This window comes from Rhizobium quercicola, assembly GCF_021168455.1.
Lineage (GTDB): Bacteria > Pseudomonadota > Alphaproteobacteria > Rhizobiales > Rhizobiaceae > Ferranicluibacter > Ferranicluibacter quercicola.
Window position 1 is genome coordinate 58,430 of the sequence record NZ_JAJOZR010000001.1, and the last position, 25,821, is coordinate 84,250.

Here is a 25,821-nt window from a genome sequence, read left to right on the forward strand (position 1 = left end):
GTCCGCGGTCGCCAGACCCGTCAGACAGCCGGAAGCGGCGCCTGGCGGGCCTGCGTGGTCAGGCGGATCGCGGCATTGGCTGCACCGAGCCCGCGATAGCCGCGCCGCTCGACGATCTCGAAGAAGAAGCCGCCTTCCAGCGTGCCGAGATAGATCTGGAAATATTCGCCGTTCTCGTCCCGGTCGTAGAGGATATTCCCCGTCCGCATCGCCGCAAGCGTCTCGGGCGTAATGTCGAACTTGGCGTCGAGATCGTCGTAATAATTGCCCGAAATCGGCAGCAGTGCGACGCCGCCGGCGCGCAGGGCCGCGACCGTCGCGAAGATATCCGTCGTCGCGAAGGCCACGTGCTGGACGCCCGGCCCGACGAATTGCGACACGAAGCGCGAGGAGAGCGTGCGCATGGATTGCGAGCCGTTGAGCACGATGCGCAGGCTGGCGTCGTCGTTTTGCAGGACCTGGCTGAGGACGAGGCCACCGGGATCGGGCACCTCGACCGGCGGCAGCGGTTTCAGATCGAAGATCGAGCGGTAGAACAGCGTCCAGGAGAGAATATCCTCGTAGCGCACCGTCTGGGCGATGTGGTCGACCGCCTTCAGGCCGGCGCCCGCATGCCGGTTCCAGCCGGGTTCGAGCGCGAAATCGGTTTCCCATTGCCGGTCGAGCGCCGCATCCTCGGGAACGAGATGCAGGAGGCTGCCGCCCATGCCGAACAGGGCCGGCAACTCCAGTTCGCCGGGCCCGACAGGCTGCTTGTACGGGGTGGCCAGCAGGCCGGCCGCGCGCGCCATGCCCTGCTGGACGTCCGCCATGCGCAGCCCCAGTGCCGAGACATTGGTGCCGTGGACGACGTAGGCGGAATGCGCCATGCCCTCGGTTTCGGTGTTGATGACGACGCGCAGATCGTTCTGCGTGTAGAGATCCACATCCTTCGAGCGATGACGGCCGGCATGGCGGAAGCCGATGGACTGGAGCAGGGCGGACAGGGGCACGGCCGACTGCATGTCGGTGGCGAATTCGACGAAGGAGATGCCCGCGGTGCGCGCTGGCGGCGGCAGCGGATCGGGCTCCGACGGACCCTTGACCGCGCGGCCCTCGGCCTTCAGCCGGTCCATCATGTAGATCAGCGAGCGCCGCCCATCGACGGCCGTCTGCTGCGCCGAGCCCGCGCGGAACTGGTCGTTGAAGATTTCGAGCGAGTAGTAGCCGTCGTAGCCGGTCGCCTCGATGGCAGCCATGAAGTCCGCGACGGGAAGGTCGCCCTGGCCGGGCATGTTGCGATAGTGGCGGCTCCAGGAGAGGAGGTCGAGATCGAGCTTCGGCGCATCCGCCATCTGGACGATGAAGATCTTGTCCTTGGGGATCGAGCGGATCGAGGCGCTGTCGATGCCGCGGGCCAGCGAGTGGAAGCTGTCGAGGATCAGGCCCACTTGGCTGTGGTCGGCCCGCCGCACGATCTCCCAGGCATCCCGATGGTCGTTGACATAGCGGCCCCAGGCCAGCGCCTCGTATCCGACACGGACCCCGTGCTCTCGGGCGATGTCGCCCAGTGCGCGTAGATCGTCCGCCGCGCGGTCGATGCCGCCGAGCGCGAGCGGCGAGACGTTGGAGCAGATGAGGATGAGGTCGGTGCCGAGCTCGTTCATCGTCTCGAACTTGCGCTTCGCGCGCTCAAAGGCGCGGCTGCGCTGCGGCTCCGGCAGGCCCTCGAAGTCGCGGAAGGGCTGGAACAGGCAGATCTCCAGTCCGGCATCGCGCACCATCCGGCCGACATCCGTCGGCCCGTGGTTGGAGGCGAGAAAATCGTTCTCGAAGATCTCGACGGCGCCGAAGCCGGCGGCGGCGATGGCAGCAAGCTTTTCCGACAGGTCGCCGGAGATGGACACGGTGGCAATCGAGGTTTTCATCGGCGTGTTCCCTGTTCAACGATCGGCATCATGGGTTGGCGCGTCTTCAGCTGCTGATGGTGCCCATGTCCGCGAAATGGGCGAGCATGCGCGCGGCATCGGGCTCGACGCCGGTGAAGAGACGGAAGGCGCCGACCGCCTGAAACACGGCCATGCCGCCGCCATCGACGGTGGCGCAGCCCGTGGCGCGGGCGACGCGCAGAAGCTCGGTCTCGAGCGGGAAGTAGACGATCTCGGCGACGAAATGATGGGGGCGGAGAAGGTCGTCCGGCAGCGGCAGGCCGGGATGCGCCGCCATGCCCGTGGGCGTCGCATGCACGAGGCCGCTTGCGCCCGCCATGGCGGCGGCCAGGTCGTCACCCGTCCGGATGCGCGCCTGCGGAAACAGCGGGGAGAGGCGCTGCGTCAGCGCTTGCGCGCGCGTGGTGTCGTTGTCGAAAATCGTCAGCTGCTTCGTGCCGAGCTGCAGCATGGCATGGGCGACGGCCGCACCCGCACCCCCGGCGCCGAGCTGGACGGCAGAGGAGAGGTCGGCCTGCGGCAATGCGCGGCGAAAGCCCTCCGCGAATCCCGAGCAGTCCGTATTGTGACCGATCCGGCGACCATCCCTGAGGACGACCGTATTGACGGCACCGAGCGCTTCGGCCTCCGGCGAAAGCGCGTGGAGATGGGGAATGACGGCCTGTTTTGCCGGATGCGTGACGTTGACGCCGGCAAAGCCGCGGTCCTCGACATCGCGCAGGATGTCGCCGAGCGCCTCGATGCCGACGCCCGGGCCGTGCCCGTCTTTCGCGCCCGTGCCCAGCCGGTCGAGGTCGATCAGCTCATAGGAGAGCGCCAGCCCGTTCGCCTTGCCTTCCGCCTCGTGCAGAGCGGGGGAGCGTGAGAGCTGGATACCGCTGCCGATGAGGCCGACCTGTATCGTGCGGGTGGATCGATCGAGCATATGCCGTCCTTCGGCTAGTGGATGGGGAGCGGCAAGGCGGATCGTCCCGCCTTGCCGCTGGTCGTGTTACTGACCGCGGATCGTCTTCAGCTGCGAGAACACGGCATCGACGGTTTCCGCGCCGATCGTGTCGCGGAACTGGGTGACGACCGGTTCGACGGCCTTGCGGAAGGCGGCAAGCTGTTCGGCATTCGGTTCGACGACCTCCATGCCGCTCTTCTTGATCTCCTCCAGGAAGCCGGCGTTGGCGTCGCGGGAGGCCTTGCGCTGGTAGTCGCGCGCCTGCGTGGCGGCATCCTGCAGCAGAGCCTGCTCTTGCGGGTCGAGCTTGTCCCAGAACACCTTGGAGACGATGACGATCTGCGGGTTGTACTGGTGGCCCGTCAGCGTCAGGTACTTCTGCACTTCGGTGAACTTGGCGTTGACGATGTTGGCGAGCGGGTTTTCCTGCCCGTCGACGGTGCCGGTTTCCAGCGCGCTGTAAAGCTCCGGATAGGGCAGCGGGATGGCATTGGCGCCGAGCGCGTTGAAGGTGGCGAGCGGCACGGCCGATTGCACGGTGCGGATCTTCAGGCCCTTCACGTCCTCGACCGTGTTGACCGCATGGCGGTTGTTGGTGAGGTGGCGGAAGCCGAGCTCCCAGAAGCCGAGGCCGACGAGGCGCTGGGCGGGCAGGCGAGCGGCAAGCTCCGTGCCGACGGGGCCGTCCATGACGGCGTCGGCCTCTTCCGGCGTTCCGAACAGGAAGGGCAGATCGACGACGCCGAATTCCTTGATGGTGCCGGAGAGAATGCCGGCATTCATCACGCTCATCTCGACGATGCCGCCCTGCACGGAGGCAAGCGTCTGGACGTCGCCGCCCAGCGTGCCGCCCGGGAACAGCTTGACCTCGATCTTGCCGCCACTCTTTTCCTTCACGATCTCGGCGAAGCGCTCCATGCCCATGACCTGGGGATGGCCCTTGGAGTTCTGGGCGGCGAACTTGATCGTCCGCTCGCTGATCTCGGCATGGGCACCGGCGGCGCCGAGGAGCGAGGCTGCGGCCAGCAGGGCCGCGATGGATTGGGTCAGTCTCATGGTATCCTCCGGGATAACGGCGCCTCCCGACGCCTGGGTTGTTTCTGGTTTCCCCGCCGGCCCCTCCCTTGGACACCGGCGCGGCAAGGGGCGCGGTCAGCGCCCGGCGAAGAAGGCCGCCGGGCCGGTGACGAGAACGGGGAAGAGGACGAGCAGGACGAGCACGATCAGCTGCGCGATCATGAACGGCCAGACGCCCCGGATGAGCTTCTCCATCGAGATCTTGCCGACGCCGCAGACGACGTTGAGCACGGTGCCGACCGGCGGCGTGATGAGGCCGATGGAGTTGTTGATGATGAACAGCACGCCGAAATAGACGGGATCGATGCCGGCCTGCTTGATGACGGGCAGCAGCACCGGCGTGAGAATGAGGATGGTCGGCGTCATGTCCATGGCGGTGCCGACGGCGACGATCAGCACCATGATGGCGATCAGCAGCAGCGTCTGGTTGCCCATCAGCGGCTCCAGCAGCGCAACCATGGCACCCGGCAGGTCGGCGATTGTGATCAGCCAGGCGGAAACCGACGCGGCGGCGACCAGGAACATGACGATCGCGGTGGTTTTCGCCGCCGAGGTGAAGACGTCGAGCAGCATGCCGGGCGTCAGTTCGCGGTAGACGACCATGGCGACGAACAGGGAGTAGACGGCCGCGACCACGCCCGCTTCGGTGGGCGTGAACACGCCGAACTTCAGCCCGAAGATGATGATGACCGGCAGCATCAGCGCCCAGAGGCTCGCGACGAGCGCGTGCCGGCGCTCCGCCCAGGAGGATTTCGCCGGCATGGCGAAGGTTTCCTTGCGGATGACCACCAGCCAGGCGACGCAGAGCGCCGCACCGATCATCAGGCCCGGCGCGATGCCGGCGAGGAAGAGCTTGGTGATGGAGACGCCGCCGACCACGCCGTAGAGGATGAAGCCGATGGAGGGCGGGATGATCGGCCCGATGATGGCGGAGGAGGCGATGAGGCCGCCCGAGCGGGCCGGATCATGGCCGGACTTGATCATCATCGGCATCAGAAGGGCGGCCAGCGCCGCCGCATCCGCCACGGCCGAGCCGGAGAGGCTGGAGAGGACGCACGCGGCGAGAATGCAGACGAAGCCGAGACCGCCCCGCTTGTGCCCGACAAGGGCGATCGCGAGATTGACGATGCGCTTGGACAGACCGCCCTGGTTCATGACCTCGCCGGCCAGCATGAAGAAGGGCACGGCGATCAGCGTGAAGCTGTCGGCGCCCTGCAGGATCGTCTGCGCGACGATCTGCCCGTCGAAGAGGTCCATGTGAACCATGAGCGCGATCCCGGACAGGATCAGCGCGAAGGCGATCGGCATGCCCAATGCCATGGTACCGAGAAGCGAGCCGAGGAAAACCGCGATGACCATCGTCGTTCTCCCTCAGCGACCGAAGCCGGACGCCGCGGGCAGCGGCGGTACGGGCGAAGCGGGCGGCGGTGGCAGATCTTCCGATTCCTGCACGAGCACGATGTTTGCGATATCGAGACGACCGGTGAGGATCGCGAGCGTCTCGCTGCCCAGATGCAGAAGGGCGGTCACCGCGAAGATGACGGCGGGGATCATGAACCACGCCATCGAGATGCCGGCCGCCGGCGTGATCGCCCCCCAGGTCAGCACGGATTGCGCCCAGGCGCCCTGGAGCAGCAGCACGCAGGCCAGCAGCATCAGAAGATAGCCGAGAAGGACGCAGGCCTTGGCGAGCTTCGGCGGCAGGGCCCGGATCATCGTGTCGATGCCGATATGGGCGTGTTCGCGCAGCGCGACGGCCGCGCCGAGGAAGATCAGCCAGACGAAGGCCAGCCGCGACATCTCTTCGGAGATCGTCAAGCCACTGTTGAGCGCATAGCGCATCACGACATTGGTGAAAACGAGAATGACCATCGCTGCGAGGAGCAGGGCGATGGAGACGCGCAGAAACGCAAAATACAGATCGACGATCCGTCTCATAAAAGTCCTCCCGTGCGACCGGCACTCCCTGCCGGATCGTCTTCTCCCGTCCGTCGATGCGGAGATCCCTCCAGATCCTAAGGCATCGCCGTGATGTCCTGTAGTCCGTTCATCCCGGCCCACAGGATTTTGTGACCCGGTACCGTCCTGCGTCGGGGCGACCGACCGTATCGCCTCTTTCCGCCCGGAGCATCCTGACATAAAAATGTACGAACCGGTTCGTTTGGTCAACGTGAAAATTATGTGGCTTTGACATTCGCGCAATGACGCGCCGTCCGGGAACGTGCAGAATGGCCGCACCGGTGCTTGCGACCGGTCGTGCCCGACAGGGGCATGGGGGAGGATGATGAGGAATATGGCCGACACAGACGGTGTTGACGCGCCCGAGGGTCCTGACGACGACGTGCGGCCCACCCGGCGCCGCGTGACGCAACGCGACCGCACGACGAAAACGCGGGACGACATCCTGCTGGTCGCGCGCGAGGAATTCGCGGCGAACGGTCTTTCGGGTGCCCGTGTCGATGCCATTGCCGAGCGCACGCGGACATCCAAACGCATGATCTACTATCATTTCGGCTCCAAGGAGGGTCTCTACCTCGCCGTGCTCGAACACGCCTATACCGGCATCCGCAAGGTGGAGGCGGAACTCCGGCTGGCCGACGGCGATCCGGTGGATGCCATGCGCCGCCTGATCGGCTTCACCTTCGACTATGACGAGGCCAATCCGGATTTCATCCGTCTGGTGACGATCGAGAACATCCACCGCGCGAGCCACATGCGCCAGTCCTCCAGCCTCGGACGGCTCAACGTGTCGATCATCGACACGATCGCCGCGATCCTCCGGCGCGGACAGGAAACCGGTGCGTTCCGCCGCGAGGTCGATCCGATCGACCTGCATATGCTGATCTCCTCCTTCTGTTTCTTCCGGGTTTCCAATCGCCACACCTTCGGCCATATCTTCGGCCGCGATCTCGGCGAAGCCACGATGCGCAGCCGCCATCGCATCCTGTTGCAGGACGCCGTGATCGCATTGTTGCGGGACCCGCAACCGGCCGGGAATGGGCCGGACGGGGCCTGATCGAGGATGCGGATAGGCGACGGGATCACGGGGATTTGGTCATGCCGGTGCTTTTATCGCGCCGTATCCCGGGTGTAGATAGGCATCGATGATGCTGCGCTCCATGTCCGCCCGGAACTACCGTTCGCTGCGCTCGATCCGCATGGATCTGGGCGGCGTCAACGTGTTCATCGGCGAGAACGGCGTCGGCAAGTCCAACCTCTACCGGGCCCTGCAACTCGTGCAGGCCGCCGTGACGGGCTCGCTCGCCTACGAGATCGCGGCGGAAGGAGGCATGGCGTCCGCGCTCTGGTCGGGCCCGAGACGCATCGAGAAGAATGTCCGCATCAAGCTCGAGGTCGAGGTGCTCGACGAGGAGCGGGCGGTGACGTTCCGCTACCGCGTGGAGGCGGGATTGCGGCCGCCGAAGGCCGCAGCCGGCTTCGCCTTCGAGCCGCAGGTCAAGGAAGAGGTGCTGTCCGTCGAAACGGGCGCGCGGCCGGTGACGATGATGAAACGCGCGGGGCCGGGCGTGATGGTGCGCGGCGAGCGTGGGCGGATGGAAGAGTATCCGCAACCCGCCATGACCTCCGAGACGGCGATCGCCATGCTCGGCGATGCCGGACACTATCCGGAAATCGGAACGTTCCGCCGCCTGGTCGATGGCTGGCGCTTCTTCCACGGCTTTCGCACCGACCGGGATGCGGCGCTCCGCCAACCCTGTCTCGCGGTCACGGCGCCGCTTCTCGACGAGGACGGCGGCAATATGGCGGCGGTCTTTGCGACGCTGGTCCATACCCGTGGCGACACCGTCGATCTCGACCGCGCGATCGCGGCGGCCCTGGGCGGTGCGCGGCTGCATGTGCCGCAACCGGGAGAGTTTGCGGAATTCGGCCTGATCTTTCCCGACTTTCCGCAACGCGTCTTCCAGCCGCGCGAACTCTCCGACGGGCAGATCCGCTTTCTCGGCCTGGCCGCCGCGCTGATGTCCTATCGCCAGCCGCCGCTGATCGCGCTCAACGAGCCCGAGGCGAGCCTGCACCCCGACATGCTGCCGCCGCTCGCCGACCTCATCGCGACGGCCGCCGCCACCAGCCAGATCTGGATCGTCACCCATTCGCAAGCACTGGCTGCCGCCGTTGCCGAGCGCTGCGGAACCCGGCCGAAACGCGTCATCCGCAAGGGCGGCGCGACATGGATCGAGGGCATGCGGCTCACCGGCCTCGTCGATGACGATGACGATGATAACGAGGACGAGGACGAGGCATAGCGCCTTTCTCTCCACGCCGCCATGGTCGAAGGCTGTTGCCGGCGCGGCAAGATGTCGTCATTCTGCAACCAGCGTGATGACCATCATCCAACCGTCACACAGGGCGGTTAAGCCTGCGCGCATACAGTCTCCTCCCTACCGAACGAGGTTCTCATGCGGACTCTTCTCGCTGCGCTTGTCGCCACCACCATTCTTGCCGGCGCCGCCCAGGCCACGACCGTCTACCCGCTGTCGCGCGCGACGATCCTTGCCGGATCGCCGTTCGACGTCAAGATCGAGCTGCCCGGCGTGGTGAAGGCCGAGGACGTCAAGGTGACCGTCAACGGCGAAGATTACGCCGCGGCGCTCGGCTCGGCGGCCGAATTCGTGGCCGAGGAGAAGGGCAAGGACGACAAGGTTCTCGGCTCCGCCCTGATCCTGCGCGGCGCGCGAATTCTCAAGGCCGGCAGCTACAAGGTCGACGTGACGGCCGGTGGCGAGACCAAGTCGGTGACGTGGGAGGTCTACGAGACCGCCGCGCAGCCGAAGGCGAAGAACGTGATCTTCCTGCTCGGCGACGGCCTCTCCGTCGCACACCGCACCGGCGCCCGCATCATGTCCAAGGGCATGACGGAGGGCAAGGCCAACGGCCGTCTCGCCATGGACGATCTCGACCACATGGCTTTCGTCGGCACCTCGGCGACGGACGCGATCGCCACCGACAGCGCCAACACGATGTCGGCCTACATGACGGGCCACAAGACGGCGGTCAACGCGCTCGGCGTTTATGCCGACCGCACCCCGGCAAGCCTTGACGACCCCAAGGTCGAAACCATTGCGGAAGCGCTGCGCCGCACCACCAAGAAGGCCATCGGCGTCGTTTCCACGGCCGAAATCGAGGATGCCACGCCGGCAGCCGTCGTCGCCCACACCCGCAAGCGCGCCGACAAGGCCGACATCGTCGGCATGTTCTACACCGTCCAGCCCGAGGTCATTCTCGGTGGCGGCTCCGCCTACTTCCTGCCGCAGGCAACGCCCGGCTCCAAGCGCAAGGACGACAAGGACTATATCCAGCTGTTCAAGGATGCCGGCTACGCGCTGGCGACCGACAGGAGCGAACTCGAAGCCTCTTCCGGCACCAATGCCGCCAAGCTGCTCGGCCTGTTTCACACCGGCAACATGGACACGGTCCTCGACCGCGATATCCTGAAGAAGGGCACGGTTGCGAAGTTTCCGAATCAGCCGGGCCTGGTCGACATGACCCACGCCGCGCTGACGCAGCTGTCGAAGAACGAGGACGGCTTCTTTCTGATGGTCGAGGGCGCCTCGATCGACAAGATGTCCCACCCGATGGACTGGGACCGGGCGCTGTATGAGACGATCGAATTCGACAAGGCCGTCGGCGTCGCGCGCGACTTCGCCGCCAAAAACCCGGATACGCTGATCGTCGTCACCGGCGACCATACCCACGGCGTTTCCGTCATCGGCACCATCGACGACGAGAAGCCGGGCACCGAGATGCGCCAGAAGGTCGGCGTCTACGCCGATGCCGGCTTCCCGAATTACGAGGACAAGAACGGCGACGGCTATCCCGATAAGGTCGATCCGACACGTCGCCTCGCCGTCTTCGCGAGCAACTTCCCGGATTATTACGAGACATTCCGCCCGAAGCTCGATGGCCCGTTCGAGCCGACGGTGCAGAACGAGAACAAGGAATATGTCGCGAACCCTGCCTATAAGGACGTGCCCGGTGCCGTTCTGCGCGAAGGCAACCTGCCGAAGACGTCCGAAAGCGCCGTTCATGCGGTCGACGACGTCGTGCTGCAGGCAAGCGGCCCCGGTTCGGAAGGCTTCAAGGGCTATATGGAAGAGAGCGACATCTACCGTGTGCTCGCCGACAGTCTCGCCCTCGGCGCGCCGGACAAGATCGCTGCGAAGTAACGATCGGCAGGCCGCCGGGTGATCGCCCGGCGGCGTTCGAGGAGACGACATGACGAAACCTGACGCCCTGCGCCGTCGAACGCTGCTTGGCCTGCTCGCGTCGCTGCCGGCGGCGGTCCTTGTGCCGCGGGCTTTCGCTGCAGACACCGAGATCGGCTTCGACGATCTCTATGGCAGCGTAGGCGTGCTCGGTCTCAACTTCTCCGAAACCGTGAAGGCGCTGAACGGCAAGGGCGTGACGATGAGCGGCTTCATGGCGCCGCCGCTGAAGGCCGAGGCCGTCTTCTTCGTGCTGACCGAAATTCCCATGTCGATCTGCCCCTTCTGCTCGTCCGACTCGGACTGGCCTGACAATATCGTCGTCGTCTATCTCGATGCGGCGCAGACCTTCGTCCAGCCGGGAACGCGCATTGCCGTATCGGGGACGCTGGAGGTCGGCACGTGGACGGATCCCGAAACCGGCTTCGTGAGCCGCCTGCGCCTGCGCAATGCGCATTACTGGTCCGTCTGAACCATGCTGTCGCTGACCCTGAAGAATATCGCCGTCTCCTATGCCGGCCTCGCCGCCCCCGTCCTGTCCGTTCCCGCCCTCGATTTCGCGGCGGGTGAAAACATCGCTGTCACCGGCGCCTCGGGCTCGGGCAAAAGCACCTTCGTCAATGTCGTCTCCGGGCTCGAACACGTGCGCGAAGGCCAGGTCGACTGGAGCGGGACCGATCTCGCCCGTCTTGCCGAGCACCGGCGCGACCGCTGGCGGGCCGCACATGTCGGCCTCGTCATGCAGGATTTCCACCTTTTCCCCGGTCTGTCGGCGCTCGAGAACGTGCTGCTGCCCGCACGGCTTGCCTCGGCGGCATCCGCCGCCGTCAAGCGCCGCGCACGCGACCTCCTTGCCGGCACGGGGCTCGACCGGCCAGAACAGCCGGTCGAGACGATGTCACGGGGTGAAATGCAGCGCGTCGCCATAGCCCGCGCGCTCGTGCGCGCGCCGGGCGTCGTCATCGCCGACGAGCCGACCGCCAGCCTGGATGCGGACAGCGGCCAAGTCATCGCCGACCTGCTGATCGGCCTTTCGGGTGCGGCCGGCGCGACGCTCATCGTCGTGTCACACGATCCCGCGCTCATTTCGCGCCTGCCGCGACGGATCACGCTCGATCGCGGCCGGATCTCTCATGACAGCAAGGCAGCGGCGATATGATCGGCTTCATCCTCGCGGACATCCGCCGCCACAAGGGCGGGACGATCGCCATCCTGCTGCTGGTCGCCTTCGCCGTGGCGCTCGCCGTGTCCGTGACGCTGCAGGAACGGGCGCTTCGGCTCGGCAGCGCCCGCGCGGCCAATGCGTTCGATCTGGTCGTCGGGGCCGCGGGCAGCGAAACGCAGCTGGTCCTCTCCTCCGTCTTCCTTCAGGCCGCCCCCCTGCCGCTGATGGAGGGTGCCGTGCTTCAGCGCCTCTCAGCCGATCCGCGCATCGCCTTCGCCGCCCCCATCGGCTTCGGGGATTCTTTTGCCGGCTATCCGCTGGTGGGCACTTCGACCGCTCTCGTGACGCATCTTTCACCGGACCTGCAGGAGGGTGCGGGCTTCCGGCGAGAGGGCGATGCGGTCATCGGCGCGGCGGTCGATCTCTCCATGGGCGCGGTGATCAAGCCCATGCACGGCACGGCGGAAGAGGGCGGCCATACCCATACCGGCCTCGCCTATGCCGTCGCCGGACGGATGAAACCGACCGGCACGCCCTGGGACCGGGCGATCCTCGTGCCCATCCAGGCGGTGTGGGAGCTGCACGGGATGGGGCATGAGGAGGCCGGCCATGAAGAGGAAGGCCACGAGGAGGCGGGCCACGCGGGCGGCGCGCAGGAGCACAGCGCCGATGCCGCGGCGCCGATCGATGAAGACTGGGCGAAGCATGCCGCCGGCGTCCCGGCGGTTCTGGTCAAGCCGAAGACGATTGCCGACGCCTACAAGCTTCGCCAGGAATATCGCAGCGGTACGACGCTCGGCGTCTTTCCCGGCGAGGTGCTGACGCGGCTCTATGCGACGCTCGGGGATGCCAAGGTTCTTTTGATGGCTGTGGCGATCGGCACGCAGCTTCTCATCGCGGCAGCCCTTCTGCTCGTCACCATCATGCATGTGGGCCAGCGCCGGCGGCAGATCGGCGCGCTGCGTGCCTTCGGTGCATCGCGCACCGTCGTGTTCCGCATCGTCTGGTTACAGCTCTTCGCCATCAGCCTCGCCGGCATCCTCCTCGGTTTCGGCCTCGGCTACCTCGTCTCGGAGGTCATCGGCGGCATTGTGTCTCGGCAGAACGGTTTTACGATGCCTGTCGCCTTCGACCGGGGAGACCTCGTCTTCGCAGCGTCGGTTTCGGCCTTCGCCGCGGCCCTTGCCATCGTGCCGGCCGTGCTCGCCTACCGCCAGTCGCCGGCCGCAGCCCTCAAGGGCTGAGACCGGCCAAGCGCCTGCGCCGCCGCCGGACATCGGAGGCGCGCGGCGGATCAGACCGTCTCGAGCGCGAGCGCGATCCCCTGTCCGCCACCGATGCAGAGCGTGACGATCCCCCTGGAAAGCCCATCCCGCTTCATGCCGTGCAGCAGGCGCGTGACAAGGATGGCGCCTGTAGCACCGATCGGATGGCCATGGGCGATGGCGCCGCCCTCGACATTGACGATGTCCTCCGGCAGCCCGAGTTCGCGCATCACGGCGATCGGGACGGCGGCAAAGGCCTCGTTGATCTCGATGCGCTCGACATCGCCCAGCTGCCAGCCGGCGCGGGCGAGGGCCAGCGTCACGGCGGGCACCGGACCGAGTCCGAAGAGACCGGGCTCCACGCCGGCCACACCGTAGCCGGCCAGCCGCGCCATCGGCACGAGGCCTTTCCTCTCCGCAAAGCCGCGGTCCGCAACGATGACAGCCGCCGCGGCACTGTTCAGCCCCGGCGCATTGCCGGCCGTGATCGTCCCCTCCGGGCGGAAGGCGGGCTTCAGCCGCGCGAGCGTCTCGATGGTCGTCTCCGGTCGTGGCGCTTCGTCGCGGGCAAAGCTCTCGTTACCTTTGCGGCCCTTTACCTCGACCGACACGATCTCTTCGGCAAACGCGCCGCTTGCCTGCGCGGCTGCGAAACGCTGCTGGGACCGGGCGGCGAAGGCGTCCTGATCCTGCCGGGTCATCTGCGCCTTTTCGACGAGGTCCTCCGTGTGCCAGCCGGAATGCTGGCCCGAGAAGGCGTCGTTCAGGCCATCGGTCAGCATGCTGTCGAGGATCTGGGCCGGGCCCATGCGATATCCCCAGCGCCCGCCGTCCATCATGTAGGGCGCCCGGTCCATATTCTCCATGCCGCCGGCGATCGCCGCCGATGCGCCACCGGCCATGATCTCCATCGCCGCCGACAGGATCGCCTGCGCGCCCGAACCGCAGACGCGGTTGACCGTCAGCGCCGGTACGGTCACCGGCAAGCCGCCGCCGATCGCGACCTGTCGCGCCGGGTTCATGCGGTTGCCGGCCTGGACGACGTTGCCCATACCGACGGTGTCGATATCGTCGCCCGACAGCCCGGACCGGCGCAGGGTCTCGGCGATCGCGATCGCGCCGAGCTCGGTTGCGGGCGTGTTCTTCAAGGTGCCGTTATAGCCGCCGATGGCGGTTCGCACGGGGAAAGCGAGGATGATGTCGGGCTGGCTCAAGGGGCGTCCCTCCGGTTCGTGAAAGAGGTGGTGTTGCTCGCCGTCAGGCGATGGCTTTGGGGTGATCGAGCGGAAAGACGAGCAGGGTCGATGTCGCGCTGGCACAGAGCCGCCCGTCGCGATCCTTGAGCGTCGCTTCCGCGAAAGCCGCGCGCCGTCCCATCGAGAGAATGCGCCCCTCGGCGCGAACGGGCCCGCTCGCCTCCGTCAGCGGACGGTGATAGGCGATCTTGAGCTCCAGCGTCGTATAGCCCTGCTCGGCCGTCAGCTTCGAATGGACGGCGCAGCCGCAGGCACTGTCGAGCAGCGTCGCGGCATAACCGCCATGCACCGACCCGATCGGGTTGTAGACGCTGCGGCCGGGATTGCCTTCGAACACGGCCCGACCCTCCTCGATCTCGATCAGGACGAACCCCATCGTCTCGTTGATCGGCGGCAGGCTGTTGGCCGCCATCAAGGCCTGCAGCTGGGCAAGACCGGTCAGGCCGGCTTGGTTATTCCTGAGGACGTCCATGCTTCTTCCTGTCTGTCGAGGGATGTCGGAGTAGGGCAAGGTGATCTTGTTCTTCGGAAGGACCAACGGACCCGGGACGCCAAGACGGAGACACTCCGCTGAGGGCGGTTCGGCGCTCTTGCTCACGATAGACGGATGGGTCCTCTTGTTTCACCTCCTCCTAAAGGTGCGAGGACTTTAATATGACGCTTATCATTAAACAAGGTCTCGATCGCCGGCAGCGGAGTGAGCAACGATGGCGCAGGAACCGTACGATTGCGGACGGAGATCGCGTCCGTTTTCTGACACTTTAAAGAATAAATACGTCCATCCGCCCGTCCCGTGGCTCAAGCGACCCCTTTATTAGGGTAAAACTCGGTCTCCGGTACGATGCGAATACCCCTCAAGCCATTGTTATGATAGTGCAACACTACCATGGTAGATTGACTTTAACGATTGCTTACGCTAACGCTTGCGACACCGGACGCAGTGTCGTCGCTTCTATTTCTGGAAAATGCAGCCATGACGGATATCTACAAGAACCCTGCCCAGTCGATCGAAAACCGCGTTGCGGATCTGCTCGCCCGCATGAGCGTCGAGGAAAAGATCGCGCAGATGCACGCCTTCTGGCTGCTCCTGTCGGACGACGGCCGTCACCAAGTGCGCGAAGATACGTTCACCGGCGCCGATGACGGGGATCGGCTGAAGGAGAAGCTGTCCTCCGGTCTCGGCCAGATCACGCGCCCTCTCGGCAGCCGCCCGGTTGACCCCGCTGCCGGCGTTCGCGCTTTGAACCGGCTGCAGAAATTCCTGGTGGAGGAAACCCGGCTCGGCATTCCCGTCATTGCGCATGAGGAATGCCTGTCCGGTATCATGGCGCAGGGCGGCACGCTGTTTCCCTCCTCGCTCGCCTTCGGCGCGACGTTCGATCCTGCGCTCATCGAGGAGGTGGGCCGCGTCATCGGGCAGGAGGCCCGCTCCATCGGCTGTCGGCAGGGGCTTGCCCCCGTTCTGGATGTCGCCCGCGATGCGCGTTGGGGCCGTACGGAAGAAACGTTCGGCGAGGATCCCTATCACGTCGGGCTGCTCGCCTCGCGCTATGTTCGCGGCCTGCAGGGGCGGGATCGCGACTTCCTGGCGACGCTGAAACATTATGCGGGGCATTCCCTGTCGGAAGGTGCGCGCAACCATGCGCCGGTCAATCTCGGCTGGCGGGAGCTGAACGACACCTTCCTCCTGCCGTTCGAAATGGCGGTTCGGCTTTCGGATGCGGGCTCGGTCATGCCGGCCTATCACGACATCGACGGGGAGCCGTGCCATGCCTCGCATCATCTGTTGACGAAGGTGCTGCGGGAGGACTGGGGCTTCGACGGCCTCGTCGTCGCCGACTATATCGGCATCAGCCTGCTCTACAAGCATCACGGCGTGGCGGCGGATGCGGCGGAAGCCGCCGCACTCGCTTTCAAGGCAGGCCTCGATGTCGAGCTTCCGGGCGACGACTGCGCCGCGCATCTGAAGGCAGCACTGGCCCGCGGCCTGATCGGGATGGACATGATCGACGCGATCGTGCGCCGGATCCTGACCGAGAAGATGCGCCTCGGCCTGTTCGAACATCCCTATACGGATGAAGCCGGCATCGCGCTGCAGACCCCGGAGGCGATCGATGTCGCCCGTCGGGTCGCCCAGAAGTCGGTCGTCATCCTCGCCAATGACGGCATTCTCCCGCTGGCGGAGGAAAAGACCATCGCCCTGATCGGGCCCACGGCCGACGATCCGCTGGCGCTGCTCGGCGATTATTCCTTCCCCGTGCACCTGATCGTCAGCGATCTCGCCGACACCGCGTCGTCCGTGATCACGCCGCGCGCCGCCTTCGAGGCGCGGTTCGGCACGGAGCGTGTCCGCTACGCCAAGGGCTGCCACATTCTGGAGGCCCGGCAGTCGGGTGCGCCGGTGTTTCCCGGCGACGTTCCCGATATGACGACGCTGTCGCAAACCTCGCCTGTCTCCACGAGTCTCGACCTCATTCCGGCGGCCGTCGAGGCCGCGCGGCAGGCCGATGTGGCGGTCGTCTGCGTCGGCGATCTCTCCGGCATCTTCCAGACGGGCACGGTGGGCGAGGGGTCGGATACCGATACGCTGGCGCTGCCCGGCGTGCAGCAGGCCTTGCTGGAGGCGGTCGTGGAGACGGGAACACCCGTCATCGTGGTCATCACCTCCGGCCGGCCCTATACGCTCGGCGGCCTGGAAGACCATGTCGCCGCCCAGGTCATGGCCTTCTTCGGCGGGCAGGAGGGCGGGGCGGCTCTGGCCGATGTGCTGACCGGTGTCGTCGAGCCCTCCGGTCGCCTGTCCATATCGGTGCCGCGCAGCGCCGGCGCATCGCCCTATTTCTACAATCACAAATTCAAAAGCGCGGGAACGCCGGTCGCCCGCCATTTCGGAAGCCGCTACCCCTTCGGGCACGGCCTCTCCTATACGCGCTTCGTGTACGAGGACATCACGCTCGACCGGTCCTCGGTGCAGAGCGACGAGGGAAGCATCGGCGTCTCCTTCACGCTGCGCAATGTGGGCGCACGCGGGGGAACGGAGGTGCCCCAGCTTTACGTCCGCGATCTCGTCTGTTCGGTCGTCCGCCCGATCAAGGAGCTGAAGGCCTTCCGGCGCGTTTTCCTCGAGGCCGGCGAAAGCGCCTGCGTCACCTTCCGCATCCCGACCGACATGTTCTCGTTCACGGGGCAGGACGGTTTCCGGATCGTCGAGCCGGGCATGTTCGAGCTGATGATCGGCTCATCGAGCGCGGCCATCCACCTGCGCAGCCAGATCGAGGTCAAGGGTCCCGTTCGCCGTATCGAGGGGGACTGGAAGATGGTCAGCAGGGCTTTCGTCAGTCATCCCTGACGGAACCTAGCCCGCGATCGCGGCTTTGCCATCCAGACGAAAGCCGCGCCTGCAAGGAGCAGGATGCTCGTGCCGATGAAGACGACGGGCATGCCGATATGGCCGCCGATGAAGCCGCCGAGCAGCGGGCCTGCGACCTGGCCGACATATTGCGCGGACACGGAAAGGCCGAGTGCGGTGCCGGCGGAGCGATCCGGCACGCTGTGCCGGATGACGGCGGCGATGCAGGGGAGAAGGCCACCGAGCGCCACGCCCATGAGGAAGCGTAGGAGGATCAGCTGCCAGGCGCTGGTCACGAAGGCCTGCGGCACGAGCAGGACGCCCGCCGCGACGAGCGCGCCGGCGATGACGGGCCAGTGGCCGATGCGGTCGGCGAGCCGCCCGAGCCGGGAGGCCGACAGGATACTGCCGAGGGCGGCCGCGGACATGACGAGCCCGGCCCACAGGGTCACCGTGTCGGGCCTGTCGACCAGCTGGGCGACATAGACCGTGATGATCGGCTCGATCGACATACTGGCCAGCATCAGCAGCATGCCGGTGGCAAGCATGGCGATGACCGGCGCCTTGTCCGGTATCGCCGCCCAGCCACCGCCGGCTTTCGCCGCCTGCCGGCGCCCGGGTACGGTCTCTTCCTTGATGAGGAATGTGGTGGCGAGGAACGCCAGAAAGATAAGCCCGCCGGCGGCCAGAAACGTGTTGCGAATGCCGATCAGCGGTGGCAGCAGGCCGCCGATCAGCGGCCCCACGAGATTGCCGGCCATGATGCCGGCGGAAAGCATGCCGAGCGCCCAGGCCGAACGATCCCGCGGCGTCTGCGTGGCGACGAGCACCATGGAGCCCGAGGAATAGCCACCGGCCAGCCCGACGAAGAGCCGCAGGGCGACGAGCTGCCAGACGTTTTCGGCAACTCCCATCAACGCGATGGCGACCGTCATGCCGAGGCTCGCCCGCACCAGCATCAGTTTCCGCCCGTAGATATCGCCCAGACGACCCCAGAGCGGCGCGACCAGCGCCGCCGCGAAGAACGTGGCGCCATAGGCGATCCCCGACCACTGCACGATGGCCGCATGATCGTTCACGCCAAGCTCCTCGACGTAGAGCGGCAGGAAGGGCAGAAGCAGCGTCATGGCGACGATCGTGGTGAACGAGCCGGCAAGCGAAACCGCGAGGTTTCGCTTCCAGTGGATCGAGCTGCCGTCAGCCGTACCGGGTTTTGCGTCGGTCATCGTTCCCGCCTGTTCGAGGTCGGCACCCCCTACGTCCGCCCGGCTGGCGCGTCAAGCGCGATGCAAGCCGGACGGCCGAGGCATCGAGGGCGGGAATGATCCGAAGCTTGGGGGGAAATATCCGGCGGCATTAACCGGTCAGTTTGACGGGCTTCGGTCCGCCATAGGCCCAGTCGAGCAGTTCGACGGTATGGACGATGGGGATGGCGGTTCCCGAGGCGATCTGGGTGAGGCAGCCGATGTTTCCGGCGGCGATCACGTCCGGCCTCGTCGCTTCGAGGTTCTTCACCTTCCGTCGCTTGAGCGTGGCGGAGATCTCGGGCTGGAGGATATTGTAGGTTCCAGCCGAGCCGCAGCAGAGATGCCCCTCCGCGGGGTCGCGCACGGTGAAGCCCGCGGCTTGCAGCAGGCGTTTGGGCAGGGCCGTGATCTTCTGCCCGTGCTGCAGCGAGCAGGCGGAGTGATACGCGACCACGAGATCGCGTTTCGGCAGGGTTTCGAGGTCGAGCGTGGAGAGATATTCCGTGATGTCTTTTGCCAGCGCAGAGATCGTCGCGGCCTTTTCGGCGTAGAGCGGATCGAGGCGCAGCATGTGGCCGTAATCCTTGATCGTCGTGCCGCAGCCCGATGCCGTGACGAGGATGGCGTCAAGCCCGCCCGCATCGACCTCGCGCATCCAGACGTCGATGTTGCGACGTGCGAAATCGAGCGCCTGGGCCTCGCGGCCCATATGGTGCACCAGCGCACCGCAACAGCCTTCGCCTTTGGGGTCGGCCACGGCGATGCCGAGACGCGTGAGCAGCCGCAGCGAGGCCGCGTTGATGCCGGGATCGAGCGTCGGCTGGGCGCAGCCGTCGAGGAGGATGACGCGGCCGCGGTCGGGCACGGGGGCAGCCGGAGCGGGCCGTGCAGTTCTCTTCGCGGCCCGTCGCGGTGTGAGGTCGAGCATGGCGGCGAGCGGAGCCAAGGGTGCCAGGCGGCGCAGGAGCGGGGCGAGCGGCCGGGCGACCCGGGCGAGCGCCAGCGCGGCGCGGAATCGCGCAGGGTAGGGCAGAATGGCGGCGAGCAGGTCGCGGATCATCCGGTCTGCGAGCGGACGCCTATAGGTCTGCTCGATGTGAACGCGGGCATGGTCGATGAGATGCATGTAATCGACCCCCGAGGGACAGGTGGTCGTGCAGGCAAGGCAGGAGAGACAGCGATCGATATGCGTCACGACCTCGCGGTCGGCGGGGCGATCGTTTTCGAGCATGTCCTTGATGAGGTAGATGCGCCCGCGCGGGCTGTCGAGCTCGTTGCCGAGCGTCACATAGGTCGGACAGGTGGCCGTGCAGAAGCCGCAATGGACGCAGCGCCGCAGGATCTTTTCGGACTCCGCCACATGCGGATCGGCCAGCTGTTCGGGTGTGAAAGAGGTCTGCATCTGCCGCTATCCCGTCCTGCCTGTCGTCCCGACACCGGGTCGCAAGACCGGTGCCATCCGGCCCGGCGAGAAGATGCCGGCCGGGTCGAGCTTGGCTTTGATACGCGCCGACAAGGCCGCGATCGGTGCGGGTTGCGGCTCGAAGGCGGAGAGGCCGGCGCGCGCATCGTCGGATGCCCGCATCAGCGTGGCGTGTCCGCCGCCCAGGGCCGCAACGGTCCGGCGCAGCAGGTCCGCCTGCGGCGCGCCGCCCATCTGCAGCCAGACGAGTCCGCCCTGCCAGTCGCAGAGCGCGTCGACCTCGGCATGCTGCCGGAGTTCCGCGATCAGCCGATGACCGGCCGCCGGCGCGACGGACACCCGCCAGAGCGGCCGCTCTTGATGCGCCTGCAGGGGCGTGACGTCGCGGATCGTGCGCCAGAGCCCGGCGCTGGCCGCCGCGTCCAGCGTATCGACCGGCGCAAAATCCGACAGCCGTGCGGCGAGCGCGGCGGACCGCACGGTAACGGACGCCGAGAGGCCCTCCAGTCGCAGGGCCGTCAGCGCTCCGGCCTGCCCGGCCGCGTCCGGCAGCGTTCGCGCCACGGCCTGCGGGACATGCGCCGCAGCCGAGACATCGGCCGGCTGCGCCATGGCGGCCGCCATCGCCTTCGTGGCCGTGGCCTCGTCGAGGCCGCGCAGCACGATGGTCGCCTCGCTCTCCGGCCGCGGCAGCACGCGAAAGGTGACCTCCGTTACGAAGCCGAGCGTGCCGTGCGAGCCTGCGAGCAGCTTGACGAGATCGAGACCCGTCACGTTCTTCATCACCCGCCCTCCGGCCCGGATCGCCACGCCGCGCCCGTTGACGAAGCGCAGGCCGAGCAGGCTGTCGCGCGCCGCACCGGCAGACAGGCGACGCGGGCCGGATGCGTTGGAGAGGAACACGCCGCCGATGGTCGGCTCTCCCTGCGTGCCCATCATGCCGCGGTGATCGGTCGGCTCGAAGGCAAGCATCTGGTCGTTGGCGGACAGGGCCGCCTCGATCGCGCCGAGCGGCGTGCCCGCCCGCGCCGTCATCACCATCTCGCCGGGCTCGTAGTCCACGATGCCGGCAAGGCCGGTGGAACAGAGAACGGCATCGGCCGCAACCCGGTTGCCGAGACCCGAGCGGGTATTGCCGCCCATGAGGGAGAGCGCCGTTCCCGCCTCCGCCGCCTGCCGGATCAGGTCGCAGGCTTCCGCTTCGCTCTGGGGACGATAAACTTGGTTCATGCGGCGGGCCGTCCGTCGAGCGGGAAGACCTTGGACGGGTTCAGCAGCCAGTCGGCGTCGAAGGCGTAGCGCACGGCCATCTGCTGGGCGAGGTCGGCATCGGAGAACTGGAACCGCATCAGGTCGCGCTTCTCGATGCCGACGCCGTGTTCTCCGGTCAGGCAGCCGCCGGCTTCCACGCAGACCTTCAGGATCTCATTGCCGGCCACCTCGGCCTTTGCGGCCTCCGCCGGATCGTTGGCGTTGAACAGGATCAGCGGATGCATGTTGCCGTCGCCGGCATGGAAGACGTTGGCGACGCGCAGGCCAAGCCCGGTGCAGATTTCCTCCGTGCGTTGCAGCACATGAGAGAGCTTGCCGAGCGGCACCGTGCCGTCCATGCAGATATAATCGGCGATGCGGCCCGTGGCGCCGAAGGCGGACTTGCGGCCTTTCCAGATCAGGGCGGCTTCCGTCGCCGACTGGCTCTCGCGCACCGTCATCACGCCGTGACGGCGGGCGATCGCGACGATGGCAGCCAGCATCGCCTCCATCTCGGCCTCCGACCCCTCGACCTCGACGATCAGCAGCGCGCCGACATGCAGGGGATAGCCGGCCTTGGCGAAAGCCTCGCAGATCTCGATCGCCTGTTTGTCCATGAACTCGATGGCGACCGGAATGATGCCGGCCGCGATGACGTCGGCCACGCAGGCGCCCGCCTCGCGCGATGTGGCAAAGCCGAAGAGGACGGGGCGGGCGCCTTCCGCCTTCGCAAGGATCCGGACCGTCGCCTCCGTCACCACGCCGAGCTGCCCTTCCGAGCCGCAGACGAGGCCGAGGAGATCGTAGCCCGCGGCATCGAGATGGCTGCCGCCGAGTGTGATGACCGTGCCGTCCATCAGCACCAGGGTTACGCCCAGAAGGTTGTTCGTGGTCACGCCATATTTGAGACAATGCGCGCCGCCCGAGTTCATGCCGATATTGCCGCCGATGGTGCAGGCAAGTTGCGAGCTTGGATCCGGCGCGTAGAAGAAGCCCTCCGGGCCGACGGTCTCGGAGATCGACAGGTTCGTCACGCCGGCCTGCACCCGCGCCACGCGGTTCTCCAGATCGACCTCGAGGATGGCGGACATGCGCGACAGGCCCAGCACCACCGCATCCGGCTGGGGAATGGCGCCGCCGCAAAGCGAGGTTCCCGCCCCGCGCGGCACGACGGGAATGCCGTGACGGTTGCAATAGGCAAGGACCGCGGAAACCTCCTGCGTCGTGCGGGGCAGGGCAACGGCCAGCGGCAGCTGCCGGTAGGCGACATAGGCGTCCGTCTCGAACGGCACCAGTTCGCGCGCCTCATGCACCAGCCCGCCTTGCGGCAGAAGGGCACCGAGATCCGCGATAATTCGCGCCCGCTGCGCCAGCACGTCGGCCCGCGGCGGCAGGAAGGCTATGGTGTGCGACACGGTCTCTCCTCCCCGTGGATCATGCTCCTCGCATCGATGGGGGATTATAGGCATCTTCGGGATCCGCGCGAGCGGAATTGCGGCGAGCGGGCGAAAAGAACCGGCCGCATCAGCGGTCCGTGTCCTGCCCGCCACCCTTTCTCCTTCTCGCGCGACCGATCTTCTGCCGGGCCGACAGACGCGAGAACACGCCATAGGGCGGCATCATGCCGGCGAGGCTCGCGATGTCGAGCCGTGGCTGGGAATAGATCGCCCTGAAATGGCTGAATGTCCTGAACCCGTCGCGTCCGTGATAGGTGCCCGTTCCCGACGGACCGATGCCGCCGAAGGGCAGGTCGTCCGGCAGGGCGTGAAAGAGGACGTCGTTGATCGTGACGCCGCCGGAGAGGGTGCGATCGATGACGTACCGCTGCTCGCGTGCATCCGCACCGAAATAGTAGAGCGCAAGCGGATGGCCCCGGCGGTGGACCTGGGCGATCGCGTCCGCCATGTCTTCGAAGCGGCGGATCGGCAGGATGGGGCCAAAGATCTCTTCCTGCATCACGCGCATGTCGTCGGTCGCGCCGCGGATGATGTGCAGCGGCATCTTGCGACCGTTTCCGGCGGAAAAGTCCTCATCGGCAGGATTGACGACCTCGACGCGCGCGCCTTTCGCGCGGGCGTCCTCCAGAAGGCCCGCCAGCCGGGCGATATGCCGGTCGCTGATGATCGACGTGTAGTCCGGATTGTCGAGGAGGGTCGGATACATCCGCGCAACGGCCGCTTTCAGCCCGGCAACGACCGCCTCCTCGTCCGCATCGCGCACCAGCATGTAGTCCGGCGCAAGGCAGACCTGTCCCGCATTGAGCATCTTGCCGAGCGCCACGCGTGCGGTCGTGCGCGCGATGTCGGCACCGCGACCGACGATCACGGGCGACTTGCCGCCGAGTTCCAGCGTGACGGGCACGAGATTGTCGGCGGCCGCGTGCAGGATGTGGCGGGCGATGCCGGTCGCGCCGGTGAAGATCAGATGGTCGAAGGGGAGGCCGGCAAAGGCCTGCCCGACCTCCGGGCCGCCGCTGACGAAGCGGACTTCGTCCTCTGCGAAATAGTGCCCGACCACGGCCTCGAAGACGGCGTTTGTCGCCGGCGTATATTCGCTGGTCTTGACCATCGCACGGTTGCCGGCCGCCAGCACGCCGGCCATCGGCGTCATGATGAGGTTGATCGGAAAGTTCCAGGGCGCAATGATCCCGACGACACCCTTCGGCTGATACTCGACATGCGCCCGTGCGCCGAGCAGCGCGAGCGGAAAGGGCAGGGGCCGGCGCTCGGGCCTCGACCAGGCGCGCAGGTTCTTCGCGGCGTGATCGAGCGCCCCGATCGGAACGGCGATATCGGTCAGCATGGATTGGGCGAGGCTCCGATGCCCGAAATCCTGCGAAAGCGCCGCGCAGAAGGTTTTGGCATTGTCGCGGATCATCGCTGCGGCGCGCCTCAGCCGGTCGATGCGGACCGCGGGCGGCTCGGGCAGCGCGGCCGTGAAGGCCCGGCGCTGGACCGAGAGAAGGGCGTCGAGATCGGTCATGCCGCGTCCTGTTTTCTCGCGCTTCGCAGGATCAGGTCTGCGGCGCGCTCGCCGATCATGGCGCTCGGGGCCTGGGTATTGCCGCTGACGATCGTCGGCATGATCGAGGCGTCGGCGATGCGCAGGCCGGTGACCCCGCGCACGCGCAGCTCCGGATCGACCACGGAGGCCGCATCGCTGCCCATCCGGCACGTGCCGACGGGATGGTAGATCGTGTCGGCATGCGCCCGGATGCTCGCTTCGATCGCCGCATCGTCCTGCGGGTCGAGGGCGCGGAAGGGGCGGCCCTTGTGCTGCTCCAGAGCGGGCTGGCGGAGAATGTGCTCGGCGATGCGCACGCCTTTGACCAGCGTCTGCAGGTCCCCGGCATCCGAGAGATAGCACGGATCGATGAGAAGCGCGCCCGTGGGATCGGCCGTCGCCAGCCGCACGGTGCCGCGGCTGGCGGGACGCAGAACGCAGACGTGAAGGGAGATGCCCGTCTTCAGGATGATGCGGCGGGCATGGTTTTCGACGAGGCCGATGGTGAAGTGGAACTGCAGATCGGGGCGATCGACGGCGGGCGAGGACCGCACGAAGCCGCCGGCCTCGGCGAAATTGCTGGACAGGTTTCCGCGCTTGCCCTGCAGATACGGCAGCAGCCCGCGAAGGAGCGGGATCGCGCCGACGGGGGTCGTTCCGATGACGCCGCCGCCGCGAACGAGCCGGCTGCTGATATGGTCGAGGTGATCCTGAAGATTGGCGCCCACCGCCTGCCGGTCCGCCACGACGGCGATGCCGTGCTGGCGCAGGTGCTCCTCGGGGCCGATGCCCGAAAGCATGAGAAGCTGCGGGGTGCCGAAGGCGCCACCGGCCAGCACCACCTCGCGTCGTGCGAAGATCATGTGCGTCTGCCCGCGATGACGCACCTCCACGCCGGTCACCCGGCCGTTCTCGAAGGTCAGGCGGAGCGCCTGCGTCTCGGGAAGAAGCCGGAGGTTGGGGCCACGCCGCGTATGGATATAGGCGGTGCCGGCATCGAAGCGGCGCCCGCCTTTCTGAAAGAGCTGGTAGGTGCCGAACCCTTCCTGCGTCCGCCCGTTGAAATCGCCGTTGGGCGGATAGCCGGCCTGCTTCGCCGCGGTGAGGAAATCTCCGGTCAGCGCGACGTCGGTCCAGAGGTCGTCCACATGCAGCGGCCCGCCCGTGCCGTGAAAGGCATCCGCGCCACGGTGGTTGTCCTCCGCGCGCAGGAACAGCGGCAGGACATCGTCCCAGCCCCAGCCGGTACAGCCGGCAGCCGCCCAGCCATCATAATCCTCGGGCTGCCCGCGGATGTAGATCATCGCATTGATGAGGCTGCTGCCGCCGACGCCGCGACCGCGGGGCTGGAAGCCGCGGCGATCGTTGAGGTCCCGCTGCGGAACCGTCTCGTAAGCGTAGTTGTGGCGATTGCGGCGGCCGACGAGACCGACGATGCCGGCCGGAGCGGAAACCAGCGCATTTCCTTTCGCCGGCCCCGTCTCGACCAGCGCGACACGCCAGTCGGGCCGCGCCTCGGAGATCCGGGCCGCCGTCGCGCAGCCTCCCGGACCGGCGCCGATGACGATGATATCGAACAGATCCGCGCTCATGCCGTGACCGGTACGGCATCGGTCCGGCCATGCGCCTTGCCGCGCACGACGGCTGCACGCGCCGCGCCTCCGTGAAACCCTCCCATCACGACCTC

General features: G+C 66.8%; 20 protein-coding genes. 7 read left to right on the forward strand and 13 right to left on the reverse strand.

Annotated elements, in window-relative coordinates; translation table 11 throughout:
* Positions 1 to 20 precede the first annotated feature (20 nt).
* The 5 genes from LRX75_RS00280 to LRX75_RS00300 form a co-directional block, all read right to left on the reverse strand.
* Complete coding sequence (locus tag LRX75_RS00280) at positions 21 to 1,907, reverse strand: bifunctional sugar phosphate isomerase/epimerase/4-hydroxyphenylpyruvate dioxygenase family protein (protein WP_231811222.1); 1,887 nt, start codon at positions 1,905 to 1,907, stop codon at positions 21 to 23.
* 46 nt (positions 1,908 to 1,953) lie between these two features.
* Positions 1,954 to 2,853 carry a shikimate dehydrogenase gene (locus LRX75_RS00285; RefSeq protein WP_231811223.1) on the reverse strand — a complete coding sequence of 300 codons (900 nt, stop codon included), beginning with the start codon at positions 2,851 to 2,853 and terminating at the stop codon, positions 1,954 to 1,956.
* A gap of 66 nt (positions 2,854 to 2,919) precedes the next feature.
* The gene (locus tag LRX75_RS00290; RefSeq protein ID WP_231811224.1) at positions 2,920 to 3,930 is read right to left on the reverse strand and encodes a TRAP transporter substrate-binding protein; all 1,011 of its coding nucleotides are present in this window, start codon (positions 3,928 to 3,930) and stop codon (positions 2,920 to 2,922) included.
* Positions 3,931 to 4,026: 96 nt separating this feature from the next.
* Positions 4,027 to 5,310: a TRAP transporter large permease subunit gene (locus tag LRX75_RS00295; RefSeq protein WP_231811225.1), complete on the reverse strand. Its 1,284-nt coding sequence runs from the start codon at positions 5,308 to 5,310 to the stop codon at positions 4,027 to 4,029.
* 12 nt (positions 5,311 to 5,322) lie between these two features.
* A complete protein-coding gene (locus LRX75_RS00300) occupies positions 5,323 to 5,889 on the reverse strand; it encodes a TRAP transporter small permease (protein ID WP_231811226.1) in 567 nt (188 codons plus the stop codon).
* Between the two features lie 355 nt (positions 5,890 to 6,244).
* Between LRX75_RS00300 and LRX75_RS00305 the strand changes: the two genes are divergently transcribed.
* From LRX75_RS00305 to LRX75_RS00330, 6 genes are all read left to right on the forward strand, one after another.
* Positions 6,245 to 6,967: a TetR/AcrR family transcriptional regulator gene (locus LRX75_RS00305; RefSeq protein WP_231811227.1), complete on the forward strand. Its 723-nt coding sequence runs from the start codon at positions 6,245 to 6,247 to the stop codon at positions 6,965 to 6,967.
* Positions 6,968 to 7,055: 88 nt separating this feature from the next.
* On the forward strand, positions 7,056 to 8,216 hold the full coding sequence (locus tag LRX75_RS00310; RefSeq protein ID WP_231811228.1) for an AAA family ATPase: 1,161 nt from the start codon (positions 7,056 to 7,058) through the stop codon (positions 8,214 to 8,216).
* A gap of 153 nt (positions 8,217 to 8,369) precedes the next feature.
* Positions 8,370 to 10,136: an alkaline phosphatase gene (locus LRX75_RS00315; RefSeq protein WP_231811229.1), complete on the forward strand. Its 1,767-nt coding sequence runs from the start codon at positions 8,370 to 8,372 to the stop codon at positions 10,134 to 10,136.
* Positions 10,137 to 10,185: 49 nt separating this feature from the next.
* Positions 10,186 to 10,647, forward strand: coding sequence for a hypothetical protein (locus tag LRX75_RS00320; RefSeq protein ID WP_231811230.1), 462 nt, complete (start codon positions 10,186 to 10,188; stop codon positions 10,645 to 10,647).
* Between the two features lie 3 nt (positions 10,648 to 10,650).
* Positions 10,651 to 11,334 carry an ABC transporter ATP-binding protein gene (locus LRX75_RS00325; RefSeq protein ID WP_231811231.1) on the forward strand — a complete coding sequence of 228 codons (684 nt, stop codon included), beginning with the start codon at positions 10,651 to 10,653 and terminating at the stop codon, positions 11,332 to 11,334.
* Entirely contained in the window at positions 11,331 to 12,584 is a 1,254-nt protein-coding gene (locus tag LRX75_RS00330) for an ABC transporter permease (protein WP_231811232.1), read from the forward strand. Before LRX75_RS00325 ends, LRX75_RS00330 begins: the two co-directional genes overlap by 4 nt.
* A gap of 50 nt (positions 12,585 to 12,634) precedes the next feature.
* Here the strand turns inward: LRX75_RS00330 and LRX75_RS00335 are convergent, their stop codons facing one another.
* Both LRX75_RS00335 and LRX75_RS00340 read right to left on the reverse strand, forming a co-directional pair.
* Positions 12,635 to 13,819 carry a thiolase family protein gene (locus LRX75_RS00335; protein WP_231811233.1) on the reverse strand — a complete coding sequence of 395 codons (1,185 nt, stop codon included), beginning with the start codon at positions 13,817 to 13,819 and terminating at the stop codon, positions 12,635 to 12,637.
* Positions 13,820 to 13,862: 43 nt separating this feature from the next.
* Positions 13,863 to 14,333, reverse strand: coding sequence for a PaaI family thioesterase (locus LRX75_RS00340; RefSeq protein WP_231811234.1), 471 nt, complete (start codon positions 14,331 to 14,333; stop codon positions 13,863 to 13,865).
* Between the two features lie 501 nt (positions 14,334 to 14,834).
* Here LRX75_RS00340 and LRX75_RS00345 point away from each other — a divergent pair.
* Positions 14,835 to 17,210, forward strand: a complete 2,376-nt coding sequence (locus tag LRX75_RS00345) for a glycoside hydrolase family 3 N-terminal domain-containing protein (protein ID WP_231811235.1) — start codon at positions 14,835 to 14,837, stop codon at positions 17,208 to 17,210.
* On the opposite strand, the gene LRX75_RS00350 is transcribed toward LRX75_RS00345, so the two are convergent.
* The 6 genes from LRX75_RS00350 to LRX75_RS00375 form a co-directional block, all read right to left on the reverse strand.
* Entirely contained in the window at positions 17,201 to 18,436 is a 1,236-nt protein-coding gene (locus LRX75_RS00350; RefSeq protein WP_231811236.1) for an MFS transporter, read from the reverse strand. The two genes, LRX75_RS00345 and LRX75_RS00350, sit on opposite strands and share 10 nt — an antisense overlap.
* 130 nt (positions 18,437 to 18,566) lie before the next feature.
* On the reverse strand, positions 18,567 to 19,859 hold the full coding sequence (gene glcF / locus LRX75_RS00355) for a glycolate oxidase subunit GlcF (protein WP_231811237.1): 1,293 nt from the start codon (positions 19,857 to 19,859) through the stop codon (positions 18,567 to 18,569).
* A gap of 6 nt (positions 19,860 to 19,865) precedes the next feature.
* Positions 19,866 to 21,110, reverse strand: a complete 1,245-nt coding sequence (glcE, locus tag LRX75_RS00360; protein WP_231811238.1) for a glycolate oxidase subunit GlcE — start codon at positions 21,108 to 21,110, stop codon at positions 19,866 to 19,868.
* Positions 21,107 to 22,546: an FAD-linked oxidase C-terminal domain-containing protein gene (locus tag LRX75_RS00365; RefSeq protein ID WP_231811239.1), complete on the reverse strand. Its 1,440-nt coding sequence runs from the start codon at positions 22,544 to 22,546 to the stop codon at positions 21,107 to 21,109. Before LRX75_RS00365 ends, glcE begins: the two co-directional genes overlap by 4 nt.
* A 109-nt stretch (positions 22,547 to 22,655) precedes the next feature.
* Positions 22,656 to 24,113, reverse strand: a complete 1,458-nt coding sequence (locus LRX75_RS00370; RefSeq protein WP_231811240.1) for a coniferyl aldehyde dehydrogenase — start codon at positions 24,111 to 24,113, stop codon at positions 22,656 to 22,658.
* Positions 24,110 to 25,726 (reverse strand): GMC family oxidoreductase, encoded by a 1,617-nt coding sequence (locus tag LRX75_RS00375; RefSeq protein ID WP_231811241.1) that lies wholly within the window; start codon positions 25,724 to 25,726, stop codon positions 24,110 to 24,112. Before LRX75_RS00375 ends, LRX75_RS00370 begins: the two co-directional genes overlap by 4 nt.
* Between the last annotated feature and the right edge of the window lie 95 nt (positions 25,727 to 25,821).

Coding starts and splice junctions, on each gene's coding strand:
- LRX75_RS00280 (WP_231811222.1), bottom strand. CDS start 1,907: ATGAAAACCTCGATTGCCACCGTGTCCATCTCCGGCGACCTGTCGGAA.
- LRX75_RS00285 (WP_231811223.1), bottom strand. CDS start 2,853: ATGCTCGATCGATCCACCCGCACGATACAGGTCGGCCTCATCGGCAGC.
- LRX75_RS00290 (WP_231811224.1), bottom strand. CDS start 3,930: ATGAGACTGACCCAATCCATCGCGGCCCTGCTGGCCGCAGCCTCGCTC.
- LRX75_RS00295 (WP_231811225.1), bottom strand. CDS start 5,310: ATGGTCATCGCGGTTTTCCTCGGCTCGCTTCTCGGTACCATGGCATTG.
- LRX75_RS00300 (WP_231811226.1), bottom strand. CDS start 5,889: ATGAGACGGATCGTCGATCTGTATTTTGCGTTTCTGCGCGTCTCCATC.
- LRX75_RS00305 (WP_231811227.1), top strand. CDS start 6,245: ATGGCCGACACAGACGGTGTTGACGCGCCCGAGGGTCCTGACGACGAC.
- LRX75_RS00310 (WP_231811228.1), top strand. CDS start 7,056: ATGATGCTGCGCTCCATGTCCGCCCGGAACTACCGTTCGCTGCGCTCG.
- LRX75_RS00315 (WP_231811229.1), top strand. CDS start 8,370: ATGCGGACTCTTCTCGCTGCGCTTGTCGCCACCACCATTCTTGCCGGC.
- LRX75_RS00320 (WP_231811230.1), top strand. CDS start 10,186: ATGACGAAACCTGACGCCCTGCGCCGTCGAACGCTGCTTGGCCTGCTC.
- LRX75_RS00325 (WP_231811231.1), top strand. CDS start 10,651: ATGCTGTCGCTGACCCTGAAGAATATCGCCGTCTCCTATGCCGGCCTC.
- LRX75_RS00330 (WP_231811232.1), top strand. CDS start 11,331: ATGATCGGCTTCATCCTCGCGGACATCCGCCGCCACAAGGGCGGGACG.
- LRX75_RS00340 (WP_231811234.1), bottom strand. CDS start 14,333: ATGGACGTCCTCAGGAATAACCAAGCCGGCCTGACCGGTCTTGCCCAG.
- LRX75_RS00345 (WP_231811235.1), top strand. CDS start 14,835: ATGACGGATATCTACAAGAACCCTGCCCAGTCGATCGAAAACCGCGTT.
- LRX75_RS00350 (WP_231811236.1), bottom strand. CDS start 18,436: ATGACCGACGCAAAACCCGGTACGGCTGACGGCAGCTCGATCCACTGG.
- glcF (WP_231811237.1), bottom strand. CDS start 19,859: ATGCAGACCTCTTTCACACCCGAACAGCTGGCCGATCCGCATGTGGCG.
- glcE (WP_231811238.1), bottom strand. CDS start 21,110: ATGAACCAAGTTTATCGTCCCCAGAGCGAAGCGGAAGCCTGCGACCTG.
- LRX75_RS00370 (WP_231811240.1), bottom strand. CDS start 24,113: ATGACCGATCTCGACGCCCTTCTCTCGGTCCAGCGCCGGGCCTTCACG.
- LRX75_RS00375 (WP_231811241.1), bottom strand. CDS start 25,726: ATGAGCGCGGATCTGTTCGATATCATCGTCATCGGCGCCGGTCCGGGA.